The 14,195-nt window shown below is 73.5% G+C and carries 13 protein-coding genes; 11 read left to right on the top strand and 2 right to left on the bottom strand.

The window, feature by feature from the left end:
• The first annotated feature begins 165 nt into the window (after window positions 1-165).
• Genes AB0J53_RS36075 through thpR form a run of 3 tightly spaced genes read left to right on the top strand, consistent with a single transcriptional unit; the run spans window position 166 to window position 2,400 of the window.
• A complete protein-coding gene (locus AB0J53_RS36075; RefSeq protein WP_357591515.1) occupies window positions 166-558 on the top strand; it encodes a MarR family transcriptional regulator in 393 nt (130 codons plus the stop codon).
• A 23-nt stretch (window positions 559-581) separates the two neighbouring features.
• Window positions 582-1,805, top strand: a complete 1,224-nt coding sequence (locus tag AB0J53_RS36080) for an MFS transporter (protein WP_364180585.1) — start codon at window positions 582-584, stop codon at window positions 1,803-1,805.
• Between the two features lie 37 nt (window positions 1,806-1,842).
• Window positions 1,843-2,400, top strand: coding sequence for an RNA 2',3'-cyclic phosphodiesterase (gene thpR / locus AB0J53_RS36085; protein WP_219506300.1), 558 nt, complete (start codon window positions 1,843-1,845; stop codon window positions 2,398-2,400).
• 95 nt (window positions 2,401-2,495) lie between these two features.
• On the opposite strand, the gene AB0J53_RS36090 is transcribed toward thpR, so the two are convergent.
• The gene (locus AB0J53_RS36090; RefSeq protein ID WP_364180587.1) at window positions 2,496-3,464 is read right to left on the bottom strand and encodes an aldo/keto reductase; all 969 of its coding nucleotides are present in this window, start codon (window positions 3,462-3,464) and stop codon (window positions 2,496-2,498) included.
• 50 nt (window positions 3,465-3,514) lie between these two features.
• On the opposite strand from AB0J53_RS36090, the gene AB0J53_RS36095 reads away from it, so the two are divergent.
• Window positions 3,515-4,795: a polysaccharide biosynthesis C-terminal domain-containing protein gene (locus tag AB0J53_RS36095; RefSeq protein ID WP_364180589.1), complete on the top strand. Its 1,281-nt coding sequence runs from the start codon at window positions 3,515-3,517 to the stop codon at window positions 4,793-4,795.
• Window positions 4,796-4,802: 7 nt separating this feature from the next.
• Window positions 4,803-5,837 carry a hypothetical protein gene (locus AB0J53_RS36100; protein WP_364180591.1) on the top strand — a complete coding sequence of 345 codons (1,035 nt, stop codon included), beginning with the start codon at window positions 4,803-4,805 and terminating at the stop codon, window positions 5,835-5,837.
• 9 nt (window positions 5,838-5,846) lie between these two features.
• Here AB0J53_RS36100 and AB0J53_RS36105 read toward each other — a convergent pair whose 3' ends face one another.
• On the bottom strand, window positions 5,847-6,224 hold the full coding sequence (locus tag AB0J53_RS36105) for a hypothetical protein (protein WP_219506305.1): 378 nt from the start codon (window positions 6,222-6,224) through the stop codon (window positions 5,847-5,849).
• 107 nt (window positions 6,225-6,331) lie between these two features.
• Between AB0J53_RS36105 and lhgO the strand changes: the two genes are divergently transcribed.
• The 6 genes from lhgO (at window position 6,332) to AB0J53_RS36135 (ending at window position 14,184) form a co-directional block, all read left to right on the top strand.
• A complete protein-coding gene (gene lhgO / locus AB0J53_RS36110) occupies window positions 6,332-7,522 on the top strand; it encodes an L-2-hydroxyglutarate oxidase (RefSeq protein ID WP_364180594.1) in 1,191 nt (396 codons plus the stop codon).
• Window positions 7,523-7,705: 183 nt separating this feature from the next.
• The gene (locus tag AB0J53_RS36115; protein WP_357591452.1) at window positions 7,706-8,401 is read left to right on the top strand and encodes a response regulator transcription factor; all 696 of its coding nucleotides are present in this window, start codon (window positions 7,706-7,708) and stop codon (window positions 8,399-8,401) included.
• Window positions 8,402-8,422: 21 nt separating this feature from the next.
• Window positions 8,423-9,814, top strand: coding sequence for a HAMP domain-containing sensor histidine kinase (locus AB0J53_RS36120; RefSeq protein WP_246645088.1), 1,392 nt, complete (start codon window positions 8,423-8,425; stop codon window positions 9,812-9,814).
• 65 nt (window positions 9,815-9,879) lie between these two features.
• A complete protein-coding gene (locus AB0J53_RS36125; protein WP_246645101.1) occupies window positions 9,880-10,536 on the top strand; it encodes a response regulator transcription factor in 657 nt (218 codons plus the stop codon).
• A 10-nt stretch (window positions 10,537-10,546) separates the two neighbouring features.
• Window positions 10,547-12,259, top strand: coding sequence for an ABC transporter (locus tag AB0J53_RS36130; protein WP_364180597.1), 1,713 nt, complete (start codon window positions 10,547-10,549; stop codon window positions 12,257-12,259).
• On the top strand, window positions 12,256-14,184 hold the full coding sequence (locus AB0J53_RS36135) for a GTPase (protein ID WP_364180599.1): 1,929 nt from the start codon (window positions 12,256-12,258) through the stop codon (window positions 14,182-14,184). The genes AB0J53_RS36130 and AB0J53_RS36135 overlap by 4 nt, the downstream gene beginning before the upstream one ends.
• The last annotated feature ends 11 nt before the right edge of the window (window positions 14,185-14,195 follow it).

The following is a 14,195-nucleotide window of genomic DNA, read 5'->3' on the forward strand; positions in this document are numbered from 1 at the left end:
CGCCATGCTCGGCGGGGCGGCCCCGGGGTATCAAGGAGTGAGACACGCACCGTTTGGGAGAAATATCTTGTCTTCCTGTATAGTTAGCAAAGGTAATGACTCGTGCTAACCAGACCCCAGCAGCCCAAGATCAACCTGCGCAGCGACGCAGGACTGGCTACGGCTTTGCGCGTCTCCCTCGCAAGGCTGAACAGGCGACTCCGACGACAGGGAGCGGCGCACCCGCTGACGCCCACGCAGTTCGCGACCCTCGCCGCCGTGGAACGGCATTCCGCGATAACCCCCGGCGAATTGGCCGAGCTCGAGAAGGTGCAACCGCCCTCGATGACGCGCGTGATCGCCGCGCTCGAGGAACGCGGCCTGCTGCACCGCACCCCGCATCCGACCGACCGGCGCCAGGTGACCGTGACCGTGACCGAGGCCGGCCAGACGCTGCTGAAGGAGGAACGCCGCCGCAAGGAGGCGTGGCTGACCAGGCAGTTGAAGGAGCTCACGCCCGAGGAGCGGTCGATCCTCAGGCAGGCGGCGCCGATCCTGGAGAAGCTCAGCAGGATATAGAGCCTGAACAACCCAAGACCGGGATGTTCCGGTCGCTCAAGATTCGCAATTACCGCATGTTCGCGGTCGGCGGCGCTGTGTCCAACGTGGGCGGCTGGCTGCAGCGCACCGCCCAGGACTGGCTGATCCTCGAACTGACCGGGGGCAGCGCGTCCGCGCTCGGCACCGCCACCGCCCTGCAGTTCCTGCCGATGCTGCTGTTCGGGATGTTCGGCGGCGTGCTCGCCGACCGCTACCCCAAGCGGCCCATCCTCATCACCGCCCAGTCCATGATGGCCGTGCTCGCCCTCGTGCTCGGTGTGCTCACGATGACGGGCACCGCGCAGGTGTGGCACGTGTACGTGATGGCGTTCGCGCTCGGCCTCATCGCCTGTGTCGAGGTGCCGGCGCGGCAGGCGTTCGTCGTCGAGATGGTCGGCAGGCGCGACCTGCCCAACGCGATCGCGCTCAACAGCTCCAGCTTCAACCTGGCCCGCGTGCTCGGCCCGGCGCTGGCCGGCGTACTCATCTACCTGCTCGGCGGGACCGGCCCGATCTTCCTGATCAACGCGCTCACGTTCGCCGCGGTCATCTCCAGCCTGGCCTTCATGCGCAAGTCGGAGCTGAACCTGGCCGACCCGGTGCCCCGGGCCAAGGGGCAGCTCCGCGAGGGGCTGAAGTACGTGATCCGGCGCGAGGAACTGCTCATGCCGATCCTCCTGATCGCGTTCGTGTCGATGTTCTCGCAGTCGTTCTCCATGTCGATAGCGCTCATGGCGCGCGAGGTGTTCGACGCGGGGGCGTCCTCGTTCGGGCTGGCGTCCAGCATGTTCGCCGTCGGGGCGCTCGGCGGCGCGCTGCTGGCCGCGCGCAGGGTCAGGCTGTCCCGCAAGGTGCTGTTCGCCGGGGCGATCGGGTTCGGGCTGTTCCAGATCGCGACCGGGCTGGCCCCGGTCTACCCGGCCTACCTGGCGCTGCTGGTGCCCACCGGTATCGCGCTGATCACCATCAACACGGCGGCCAACGCCAGCGTCCAGCTCGCCACCTCGCCCGAGATGCGGGGCCGGGTGATGGGCATCTACATGCTGGTGTTCACCGGAGGCGCGCCGCTGGGGGCGCCGCTGGTCGGGTGGCTGTCGGACCTGGCCGGGCCGCGGGCTGGCGTCATGCTGTCCGGCGCGCTCGTGCTGGTCGGCACCGGGCTGGCGGTGCTGGCGACGCGCCTGATCCGCAACCGGCTGGCCCGCCGCGCGACGGTCACCGCCTGACCGCGCGGAACGGGCGGCGGGGGCACAATCGGAGGGCATGAGACTGTTCGCGGCCGTGGTGCCGCCCGCCGAGGTGCTCGACGAGCTGGAGCGGGCGATCGCGCCGCACGTCGGGCAGGTGCCGGAGCTGCGCTGGCCCGACCGGGCCACGTGGCACGTCACGCTGGCGTTCTTCGGTGACGTGCCCGAGCGGGCGCTGCCCGACCTGCGCACCAGGCTGGCCCGCGCCGTCGCCCGCCACCCCGCCGCCCGCCTGGCCTTCACCGGCTTCGGGGCGTTCTCGTCGCTGCGCCGGGCCCGGGTGTTCTGGGCCGGCCTGTCCGGCGACCCGATGAACCGGCTGGCCGACTCGGTCAAGGCGGGCGCCCGCCGGGCCGGCGCCTCGCAGACCGACGAGAAGCGGTTCCACCCGCATCTCACGCTCGCCCGCGCCAAGGCCGAGACGGACCTCCGCCCGCTGGCCGAGTCGCTGTCCGGGTTCAGCGGCTCGCCCTGGCGGGCGGAGACCGTACGGCTCGTCAAGAGCGAGCTCGGCGCGCAGGTGAGGTACGAGTCACTCGACGAATGGGACCTGGCACCCGCGCCGCGCGGCTAGGCTCCAGGGCGTGGACCGTCCCCGTTCCTGGCTGCTGCCCGTCGTGCTGGGCCTTCTGATGCTGATCGTGATCGTCGGCGCCCTGGTGACCTGACCTACCAGGCGTAGTCCTCGGGAGCCGTGCGGTGACCGGGGAAGATCTCGTCCAGGCGGGCCAGCGTCTGCTCGTCCAGCGTGATCTCCAGCGTGCGCATGGTGCCTTCGAGCTGCGCCAGCGTGCGCGGGCCGATGATCGGCGCGGTGACCGCGGGCTGCGCGAGCAGCCAGGCCAGCGCCACGTACGCCGGGTCCTCGCCGAGCTCGTCACAGAGCTTCTCGTACGCCACGATCTTGTCGCGGTGCTTGTCGAGCTCCCTGGTCATGTGCTCGCTCGCCGAGCGGCCCTTGTCCAGCTTGCGCAGCACGCCGCCGAGCAGGCCGCCGCCCAGCGGGCTCCACGGGATCACGCCGATCCCGTAGTCGAGGCAGGCGGGCAGCACCTCCAGCTCGACCGCCCTGGTCAGCAGGTTGTAGTGGCTCTGCTCGCTGGTCAGGCCGAACGAGCCGCGCCGCGCCGCCGTCTCCTGCGCCTTGGCGATGTGCCAGCCGGCGAAGTTGGACGAGCCCACGTACAGGATCTTGCCCTGCTGGCGCAGGATCTCCATGGCCTCCCAGAACTCCTCGAACGGGGTGTTCCGGTCGATGTGGTGGGCCTGGTAGACGTCGATGTAGTCGGTCTGCATGCGCCGCAGCGAGGCGTCGCAGGCCCGGCGGATGTTCAGCGCCGACAGCCCCCGCTCGTTGGGCCAGTCGCCCATGTCGCCGTAGAGCTTGGTCGCGATGACCGTCTTCTCCCGGCGTCCGCCGCCCTGCGCGAACCACCGGCCGACGATCTGCTCGGTGATGCCCTCGCCCTTGACCCAGCCGTAGACGTTGGCCGTGTCGAAGAAGTTGATGCCCAGTTCGTGCGCCTTGTCCATGATCGCGAAGGAGTCGTCCTCCGAGGTCTCGGGCCCGAAGTTCATCGTGCCGAGGCAGAGCGGGCTGACCTTGAGGCCACTGCGACCGAGGTTCACGTAGTCCATGGATTCAACCCTAAATACCTGGAGTGGACTCCAGGCCATAGGGTGATCGCGTGAGTTCGGTGACCGGCCTGTTCAAGGCCGCCGCGCCGCTGTTCCTGTCCATGGTGACCGGGCTGGCGGGGACGCTCGTGGTCACCGCCGTGCTCGGCCGCCACGCGACCGTCACGCTGGCCGCCTTCGCCGTCATGACCGCCGTGCTCACCCCGGCCTCCACCGCCGTCGCGGGGGCGCTGCGCGGGCTGGCGCCGTTCGTCGCGCCGCACCGCGACGACCCCGACACCGTGCTGCCGATCCTGCGTGACGCCCGCTGGCTCAGCCTGCTCGTCGGGGCGGCCGGGGCGCTGGCCGTGCTCGGCGTCCCGGCGCTGGCGGGCGTGAGCGGGGTGCCCGGCGAGGTGGTGGCCGAGCTCGGCGCGCTGCCCTGGCTGCTGGCCCTCTACCTGCTGGTGTTCGCGGCCGGGGGCGGCGCCACGTCGGTGCTCGTCGCCATCGGGCGCAGCCGGCCGGTGCTCTGGGCGGGCCTCGCGGGCACGTCGGTGATGGTCGTCCTCGCCCTCACGCTGGTGCCCCGGCTCGGGCTCACCGGCGTCGGCGTCGCCTGGCTGCTGTCGGGCGTCGCCTCCGTCACCGTCGCCGACCTCTGCCTGCGCCGCGCGCTCGGCCGCCGCATCGGCAGGGGCCGGCCGCGCCCGCGCGAGATCGCCAGGCTGGCCCGGGTGAGCGTCCCGCTGGCGGCCACGGTGCTGATCAAGTTCGGCGCGCTCGGCGTCGTCACGTTCGCCGCGAGCACCACCAGCACCCGCGACACCGCCGCGCACGCCGTGCTGACGACGCTCACCGGCTTCACCATGCTGGCCTCGCTGGCCGTGGCGCAGGCGTCGGTGCCGGACGTGGCCCGCGCCGCCACGCCCGCCGCCGCGCGCCGCGCCAACCGCACCGCCGCGCTGCTCGCCGTCGCCGGCACCACCCTGGCCGCGCTCGCGCTGCTGGCGCTCGGCGATCCGCTGCTCGGCCTGTTCAGCGACGACCCCGGCGTACGGGCGCGGGTGCTCGGGCTGATGCCGCTGATGCTCGTCTCCTCGATGGCCGACGCCGCCCAGGCCGTGCAGGGCTTCGGGCTGACCGCGCTCAAGCGGTCCGGGGCCAGCCTGATCTACTTCGCCGCCGGCTACGGGCTGCTCGCGCTGGCGGCGGTGCCGGTGGCCGCCACCTGGGGCGTCACCGGGCTGTGGGTCGCGATGGCCGTCGGGAACGCGCTGCTCCTGGCGTTGCAGGGCGCGGGGTTCCACCGGCACAGCGCTCGCGTCGGCACCGCCCGGGCTGCGGCATGATGGCGACGTGGTCCTGATCCGAGCCTGCGCCGTGGCGGTGACGGCGCTCGCCGCCTGCGCGGCCCCCGCCGCCGCGTCCGACGTGTCCGCCGTCTCTCCCGTGCCGCGCGACGGGGAGAAGCTGTTCACGTTCAAGGACCCGCGGATCACCGAGTCCAGCGGGCTGGCCCTGTCGCCCACCCGCGACGACGTCTACTACACGCACAACGACAGCGCCGCCCAGCCCGAGTTCTACGCCGTCGGCCCCGACGGCCGCACCCGGGCCACCTTCCGCCTGCGCGGCGCCGAGGCCCGCGACTGGGAGGCCATGGCGGCCACCCGCGACCCCCGGACCGGGCGCGGCGTGCTCTGGTTCGCCGACATCGGCGACAACCTCGACGGCGCCTGGCCCGACGTCTCGATCTACAAGGTCGCCGAGCCGGCCACGCTGACCGACGCCACCCTGCCCGCCACCCGCTACCGGTTCCGCTACGAGGGCGGCGGGCGCAACGCCGAGGGCATCATGGTCAACCCGGTGACCGGGCGGCTCTACGTCGTCTCCAAGGAGTTCAGCGGGTCCGTCTACGAGGCGCCGAAGAAGCTGCGCACCGGGCGGGTCAACGTCCTGCGCAAGGTCGCCGCCGCGCCCATCATGGCCACCGACGCCGCCTACGCCCCCGACGGCTCCTCGTACGTGATCCGCACCTACTTCTCGGCGACCGTCTACAAGCCCTCGGGCGAGGTGCTGACCCGGGTGTCGATGCCCGACCTGGAGCAGGCCGAGTCCATCGCCTACACGCGCGACGGCAAGGCGCTGCTGACCGGGTCGGAGGGCGAGAACAGCCCCGTCTACAAGGTGCCGATCCCGGCGGCCGGCGCGCCCTCGCCCACCGCCGAACCGCCGTCGCCCTCCGCCGGGCGGCCGGAGGCCGAGGGCACCAGGGCCGCGGCCGACGCCCCGGCGGCCTCTCCGGGGCTGACCGTGCGCGACGTGCTCATCTGGCTCGCGGCGGCGGCGGTCGCGATCGGCTTCATCACCTTCCTGGCCCGCCGCACCCGCTGACGCCGCCGCTCAGCGCGAGGTGTCGCGCATGGTGGCGGTGAACATGTCGCCCCGCAGCGCGCGCTCGACGGCCTCGACCGAACGCGACAGGCGGACCAGCCGGGGCCCCTCCTCGCGGTAGGCGTCGAGCACGGCCTCGATGGCGTGGGGCGGCAGGTGGCCCTTGAGGTCGACGGCGGCGCCCCGATAGCCGGCGCGGGCCGCCTCGATGGCCGAGCGGACGTGGTGGACGGCCATGCGGGCCAGCGCGACCGGGTGGCGCCGGAGCACCTCGTAGGCGCGGTAGTCGGGCGGGACGGCGTCGAGCAGCCACGCCACGGCCGAGGTCTCCCAGTCGGGGACGCTGGGCGGCCGGACCTCCGCGGGCCAGTCGGGCGGGACGTACATGCCGCCATCGTACTCGTGTTCGATTGTCGAGCCGAGTAGCACCTACCGTTTCGGATACATTGCCCCCGAGAGCGGACGAACGGCTGCCACGCAGGCACACTGGCCTCGTGACGGAGAAGATCGGAGTCGTGGGGGCCGGGATCGTCGGCCTGGCGGTGGCCCGCGAGCTCGCGGGCGCGCGGGGCGCCGAGGTGACCGTGCTGGAGAAGGAGAGCCGCGTCGGCGCCCACCAGACCGGCCACAACAGCGGCGTCGTGCACGCCGGCCTCTACTACCCGCCGGGCTCGCTCAAGGCCAGGCTGTGCCGCGAGGGCGTGGCCATGCTCAAGGACTACTGCGCCGAGCACGCGCTGCCCTACCGGGAGGTGGGCAAGCTCGTCGTGGCGAGCACCCGGGCGGAGCGGCCGAGGCTGGCGGTGCTGGCCGAGCGGGCCAGGGCCAACGGCGTGCCGGGGATCGCCGAGCTCGACGCGCTGGCGCTGCGCGAGGTCGAGCCGCACGCGGTGGGCGTGGGCGCGGTGCACTCGCCGCACACGGCGATCGCCGACTTCCCGGCCGTGGCGCGCCGGCTCGCGCTGGACGTGGCCGAGCTGGGCGGTTCGGTACGGCTCGGGCATCCGGTCAGGGGGATCAGGCAGGGCGCCTCGGGTGTGGAGGTGCTGGCCGGGAGGCGCAGGTTCGTCTTCGACCGGCTGGTGGTGTGCGCGGGGCTGGGCACCGACGCGGTGGCGCGGATGGCGGGGCAGCCGGGTGACGTGCGGATCGTGCCGTTCCGGGGCGAGTACTACGCGCTCGGGGAGTCGGCCAGGGAGCTGGTGCGGGGGCTGATCTATCCGGTGCCCGACCCGCGGTATCCGTTCCTGGGGGTGCATCTGACCCGGCACATCGACGGGGAGGTGCTGGTGGGGCCGAACGCGGTGCTGGCCGGGGCGTACGAGGGCTACAGGTGGCGAAATTTCCGTAATGTCGGGCAAATTCTGCGCTGGCCCGGCACCCTCCGCATGGCCCGCCACCACTGGCGCACCGGCGTCAAGGAGGTCTACGGCTCGCTCGCCAAGGCTGCCTTCGTCCGCGCCGCCCGCCGCTACGTGCCCGAGCTCACCTCCGCCGACCTGCACCGGACCGAGGGCGGTGTGCGCGCGCAGGCCGTCGCCCGCGACGGCAGCCTGGTCGACGACTTCGCCGTGGACGTGCACGGCGACGTGGTGCTCGTGCGCAACGCCCCGTCGCCCGCGGCCACGTCGAGCCTGGCCGTCGCCCGGCACATCGCCGGAATTGTCCCAGCACCTGTCCGATGAGGGCATCCTTGAGGGGGACATCATCCCCTTCGAGGACGAAGAGGACACCGGCCCCTTCCAGGCCGACAGGTGCAGACAGGAGGACAGGTTGAGGTTCGCGGCTCGTCCGCCCCGGCAATCCGGAGCGTCCCCGCGCGGCTCCCGCACGTCAGGCCCGGTGGGCCGGCACCCGGCGGGCGGCCGATGATGGAAGCGCGCCTGCTGATCGTCGAGGACGACCCGAACATCCTCGAACTCCTCGCCGCCAGCCTGCGGTTCGCCGGATTCGACGTGTGCACCGCCAAGAGCGGCCACGACGCGGTCGCGGCGGTGCAGCGGCAGCGGCCCGACCTGGTCGTGCTCGACGTCATGCTGCCCGACCTGGACGGCTTCGAGATCGTCCGGCGGATGCGCGGCGGCGGCGTCCACACGCCCGTGGTGTTCCTCACGGCCAGGGACGAGACCGAGGACAAGATCCGGGGCCTGACCATCGGCGGCGACGACTACGTGACCAAGCCGTTCAGCCTGGAGGAGGTCGTCGCCCGCATCCACGCGGTGCTCCGCCGCACCAGCGGCGAGGCGCAGCCGCCGCCGCCCCGGCTGACGTTCGCCGACATCGAGCTGGACGAGGAGAGCCACGAGGTGTGGCGCGGCGGCCACGCGGTCGCGCTGTCGCCCACCGAGTTCAAGCTGCTGCGCTACTTCATGACGAACGCCGGGCGGGTGCTGTCCAAGCCGCAGATCCTCGACCACGTGTGGGACTACGACTTCCGCGGCGAGGTCGGCATCGTCGAGTCGTACGTGTCGGTGCTGCGCCGCAAGATCGACAACCGCAGTCCCCGGCTGATCCACACCCTGCGCGGCGTCGGTTACGTCCTGCGCCTGCCCTCGGGCCCGTAGATGCCGCTCAGGATCAAGCTGATGGCCGTCATGCTGGCCCTGCTGGGGCTCGGCATGACGTTCATCGGAGTGGTCAGCGTGTCGGTCCTGCACGGCTACCTGCTCGACCGGGTCGACAGCCAGGTCAACCTCGTCTCCGTACGGGTCCACAAGCGGCTGGTCAACGACGCGCAGCGGCGCGCGGCGGGCAAGCAGAACACCGAGAAGCCGCTGCTCATCGAGTCCGACACGATCGTCCTGGTCAAGGACGCCGCCGGGGTGCTCACGCCCACGCAGAGCGAGCGCGACGTCGACGTCAAGCCCAAGCCGGTGCTCGACCCGTCACGCGGACGCGACATCTACACCGCCCCGGCCGCCGGCGGCGACGGCGAGTGGCGGGTGCGGCAGAGCACGACGCCGCAGGGCACGTTCGTCGTCGCCACCGACCTGGGCGAGGTCAACGAGATCACCCGGCGGCTCGTCCTCATCGAGCTGCTGGGCGGCGGCGGCATCGTCATCCTGCTCGCGATCGTCGGCGTGGCGACCGTGCGGCGCAGCATGCGGCCCCTGGCCGAGATCGAGCGCACCGCGGGCACCATCGCCGCCGGGGAGCTCGGCCGCCGGGTGCCCGACGGCGACCCCCGTACCGAGGTGGGCCGCCTGGCCGCCGCGCTCAACGGGATGCTGGCGCAGCTCGAAAGCGCGTTCACCGCGCGGTCGGAGGGCGAGGCGGCGGCGCGCCGGTCGGAGGACCGGATGCGCCAGTTCGTCGCCGACGCCTCCCACGAGCTGCGCACCCCGCTGACCTCCATCCGGGGCTTCGCCGAGTACGCCCGCCAGAACCCCGGCGCCGACCCCGCCGAGCTGATGAAGCGGGTCGAGCACGCGGCCGGGCGCATGAGCCTGCTCGTGGACGACCTGCTGCTGCTCGCCCAGGTGGACCAGTCGAGACCGCTGAAGATGCGGCCCGTCGACATGCTGGCGCTGGCCGCCGACGCCGTCCAGGACGCCCGCATCCTGGCCCCCGACCGCGAGATCGGGCTGGACGTCGTGGGCGGCGCCGCGCTCATCGTCTCCGGTGACGAGGTACGGCTGCGCCAGGTCGTCGGCAACCTGATGTCCAACGCGCTCATCCACACCGACCCGGGCACGCCTATCACCATCCGGGTCGGGGCGGGCGACGGCACGGTCTTCCTGGAGGTGGCCGACCAGGGCCCCGGCCTCACCCCCGAACAGGTCGAGCGGGTCTTCGAACGCTTCTACCGGGCCGACTCGGCCAGGTCCAGACGCCGGTCCGGCGAGGACCGGGGCAGCGGCCTCGGCCTGGCCATCGTCCAGGCGCTGGCGCACGCCCACGGCGGCACCGTCGTCGTCCGCAGCACGCCGGGCGAGGGATCGACCTTCCGCGTCGAACTCCCACTCGCCTTGGAGTGAGCATTCAGCATTCCCTCAGGTCGCTGGGTCACCCTGGAAGGGTGAGCAAGAGCGAAGCGCTGATCATGGTGGTGGACGACGAGCCCAGCATCAGGGACCTGCTCTCGGCCAGCCTGCGTTTCTCCGGGTTCGAGGTGCTCACCGCCGCCGACGGCAACGAGGCCGTCGAGGTGGCCCAGCGGGCCGCGCCCGACCTGGTGGTGCTCGACGTCATGCTGCCCGACCTGGACGGGTTCGAGGTGGCCAGGCGGATCGACGCGCCCGTGCTCTTCCTCACCGCCCGCGACGCCACCGAGGACAAGATCGCCGGGCTGCGCGTCGGCGACGACTACGTCACCAAGCCGTTCAGCCTGGAGGAGGTCCAGGCCCGCATCCGCGCCGTGCTGCGCCGCACCCGGGGCGAGGGCGCGCCCGCCACCCGCCTGAAGGTGGCCGACCTGGAGCTGGACGAGGACGCGCGCGAGGTGTGGCGCGGCGGCCGTCAGGTGCGGCTGTCGCCGACGGAGTTCAAGCTGCTGCACTACTTCATGGCCAACGCCGGGCGGGTGCTGTCCAAGGCGCAGATCCTCGACCACGTGTGGAACTACGACTTCGGCGGCGACGCCGGCGTGGTCGAATCGTACGTGTCCTACCTGCGGCGCAAGGTCGACGACGTGGAGCCGAGGCTCATTCACACGCTGCGCAGCGTCGGTTACGTGCTGAGAGAGCCACCCGCGGGCTAGCGTGGTCCGTATGGACCTGCTCGGCGCGCTGGAGGAGCTGCGGCAGCCGCTCGACCGGGAGCTGTTCCCGCTCGAGATCGGCGACGCCGCCACCGATCGGCGCGCGCTGCGCGAGCTGACCGGGCAGCTCGACGACTACCTGCTGCCCCGGCTGCGGGCGATCGACGCGCCCCTGCTCGCCGTCGTCGGCGGCTCCACCGGCGCGGGCAAGTCCACGCTGGTCAACTCGCTGGTCGGCGTCGACGTGACCGAGCCCGGCGTGCTGCGGCCCACCACGCTCGTGCCGACGCTCGTGGTGAGCCCGGCCGACCGCGACTGGTTCATGGCGCAGAACGTGCTGCCCGGCTTGTCCCGCGCCACCGGCGTCGGGCCCGGCGCGCTGCGCGTGGTCACCGCCGACGCGCTGGGGGCCGGGCTGGCGCTGCTCGACGCGCCCGACATCGACTCCGTCGTGACCGCCAACCGCGAGCTGGCCGCGCAACTCCTGGCCGCCGCCGACCTGTGGCTGTTCGTCACCACCGCCGCCCGCTACGCCGACGAGGTGCCGTGGAGCTTCCTGCGCTCCGCCCGCGAACGCAGCACCGCCCTCGCCGTCGTGCTCGACCGCGTGCCGCCCGAGGCCGCCGGGCCCGTCGCCCGCGACCTCGAACGCCTCCTGGAGGAGAACGGCCTGGCCGGCAGCCGCCTGTTCACCGTGCCCGAGGCCGCGCTGCCCACCGAGAAGGCCCGGCTGCCCGCCGACGCCGTCGCGCCCATCGCCGGCTGGCTCGCCGGGCTCGCCGCCGACGCCGCCGAACGCTCCCGCGTCGTACGCCAGACGCTGTCCGGCGCGCTCGACAGCCTCGCCACCCGCGTGCCGTCGCTGGCCACCGCCGTCGAACGGCAGGAAGCCGGCCTCGACGCGCTGCGCTCCATCGTGACCGCCGCCTACGCGGGCGGGCTCGCCGACTTCGACGAGGGCATGCGCGACGGGTCGCTGCTGCGTGGCGAAGTGCTGGCCCGCTGGCAGGACTTCATCGGCACCGGCGACCTGATGCGCTCCCTGGAGAGCCGCGTCGGCTGGCTGCGCGACCGCATCGTCGGCTTCTTCACCGGGCGCGCCCCCGAGGTCGAGCTCCGCGACGCCCTGGAGAGCGGCGTCGAGACCCTGATCAAGGGCGTCGCCGACAGCGCCGCCGAACGCGCCCTCGACGGCTGGGCCGCCGCGCCCGGCGGGCCCGGCCTCCTCGAACGCGCCGGCCCCGTCGAGTCCGCCCGTCTCGGCCGCGCCTCCGCCGCACTCGGCGAACAGGCCGAGACCGCCGTGCGCGGCTGGCAGGAGTACGTTCTCGACCTCGTACGGGAGGAAGGCGCCGAACGGCGCACCACAGCACGGATGGCGTCGTTCGGGGTGAACGGCGCGGGGCTGCTGCTGATGCTGGCCGTGTTCGCCTCCACCGGCGGGCTGACCGGCATCGAGGTCGGCATCGCGGGCGGCACCAGCGTGCTGTCCCAGAAACTCCTCGAAGCGATCTTCGGCGACCAGGCCGTCCGCACCCTCACCGCCCGCGCCCGCGACGACCTGCGCGAACGCGTCCGCGAACTGCTCGACCACGAAGCCGATCGCTACCTGGACCTGCTCGCCACCGTCGAACCCCCGCCCGGCACCGCCGCCGCCCTGCGCGACGCCGCCGCCACCGTCCGCCGCCACCGGGCCGAACTGCCGGGCGGTGACCAGGCGTGAAACTGCTGCGCCGCAAGGACCGGCCCACCCTGGAAACCCGGCTCGACGCCCTGCTCGAAGCCGCCTCGCTCGGCGAAGGACGGCTGGCCGACGACGCCGTCCAGGCCGCCCGCGAAGTCGCCGAACGAGCCGGGACCCGGCGGCGGCTCTCCGTCGCCCACACCGTGGCCGCGCTAGCCGGAGCCACCGGCAGCGGCAAGTCGTCCCTCTACAACGCGCTGGCCGGGGCCGAACTCGCCGGCGTCGGCGTCACCCGGCCCACCACCGCCACCGCCCAGGCCGCGCTCTGGGACGGCGAAGGGGCCGGGCCGCTGCTCGACTGGCTGGAGGTGCCGCACCGGCACTCCGCCTCCGGTGGCGGGCTCGGCGGGCTCGTCCTGCTCGACCTGCCCGACCACGACTCCATCCGGCTCACCCACCGGCTGGAGGTCGACCGGCTGGTCGAGCTCGTCGACCTGCTCGTGTGGGTGCTCGACCCGCAGAAGTACGCCGACGCCGCCGTGCACGAACGCTACCTGCGGCCGCTCGCCGGGCACCGGGACGTCATGGTCGTCGTGCTCAACCAGATCGACCGGCTGCCGCCCGAAGCCGTCGAGCGGTGCCTGCGCGACCTGCGCCGCCTCCTCGACGACGACGGGCTCACCGGCGTGCCCGTCCTCGGCGTCTCGGCCCGTACGGGGGCGGGGGTCGCCGACCTCCGCGCGCTGCTGGCCGACCGGGTGGCCCGCCGCAAGGCCTGGTCCGACCGGCTCGCCGCCGACGTCCGCGACGCCGCCACCCTCCTCACCACCGCCTCCACCCTCCCACCCCACCCCCAGCGCGCCCCCGAGGGACCGCCTCCCAGCGCGGGCACCGGCATCTCCGAGGCCGAGGGCCCCTCCCGACAGGGCCGGACCGCCGCTTCCGAGGGGAGAGCGTCCGGGGTGGAGGGCGCTGGCGTCTCCGGGGACGCGTCCCCGCAGGGGCGGGCCACCGCCTCCGACGGGGCGGCTTCCGGTGCGGAGGGGAGGGGGGTTCTGGCGTTGGGGCGGGCGGCGCTCGCTCAGGGGGGACCTCAGCAGGGGGAGACAACCGTGCCCGGGGAGCAGGGCGTCGGGGGGTTGGCGGGGGCGTTGACGGCGGCGTTGTCGAAGGCGGCCGGGGTGCCGCTGGTGGTGGCGGCCGTGGCGAAGGGGCACCGGCATCGGGCGGTCGTGGCGACCGGGTGGCCGGTGACGCGGTGGGTGCGCAGGTTCCGGCCGGACCCGCTGCGCAGGCTGCGGATCGGGGTGGCGGCCCCGTCCGGGCGCGGCGGAGGCGACCGTGCGGACAGCGCGGCGGCCCGTACGGGGCAGGGGGTCGAGCCGGTGAGCCGCACGTCGGTGCCGGCGGCGTCGGCGGTGCAGCGGGCGCAGGTGGAGACGGCGATCCGGGACGTCGGCGAGCAGGCCGCGCGGGGGCTGCCGGCGGCGTGGGCGGCGGCGGTGCGGCGGGCGGCCCGGTCGCGGTCGGCGGAGCTGGCCGACGCGGTGGACCGGGCGGTGGGGCGCACCTCGCTGGGGGTGACGCGGCGGCCGCGCTGGTGGCGGGCGGTGAACGTGCTGCAGTGGCTGGTGTTCGCGGGCATGGTGGCGGGCGCGGGCTGGCTGGCGGCGCTGTTCGGGATGGACTACCTGCGGTTGCCGGAGCCGCCGATGCCGACGGTGTGGGAGGTGCCGTGGCCGACGGCGCTGCTGGTGGGCGGGGCGCTGGCGGGCGTGCTGGTGGCGCTGCTGTCGAGGCTGGCCGCGTGGCTGGGCGGTCGCCGTCGTGCCCGTAAGGCCGCGCGGGCGTTGCGGGCCGCGATCGGCGAGGTGGGTCAGGCGTACGTGCTGGGGCCGGTGGAGGAGGAGCTGGCCCGTCACTCCCGCTTCACCGAGGCCGTGGAGAGGGCTCGCGCCGAGTAGGGGCGGCGTGC

Source organism: Nonomuraea sp. NPDC049725 (assembly GCF_040674795.1).
In the GTDB taxonomy this organism is placed as follows: domain Bacteria; phylum Actinomycetota; class Actinomycetes; order Streptosporangiales; family Streptosporangiaceae; genus Nonomuraea; species Nonomuraea ceibae.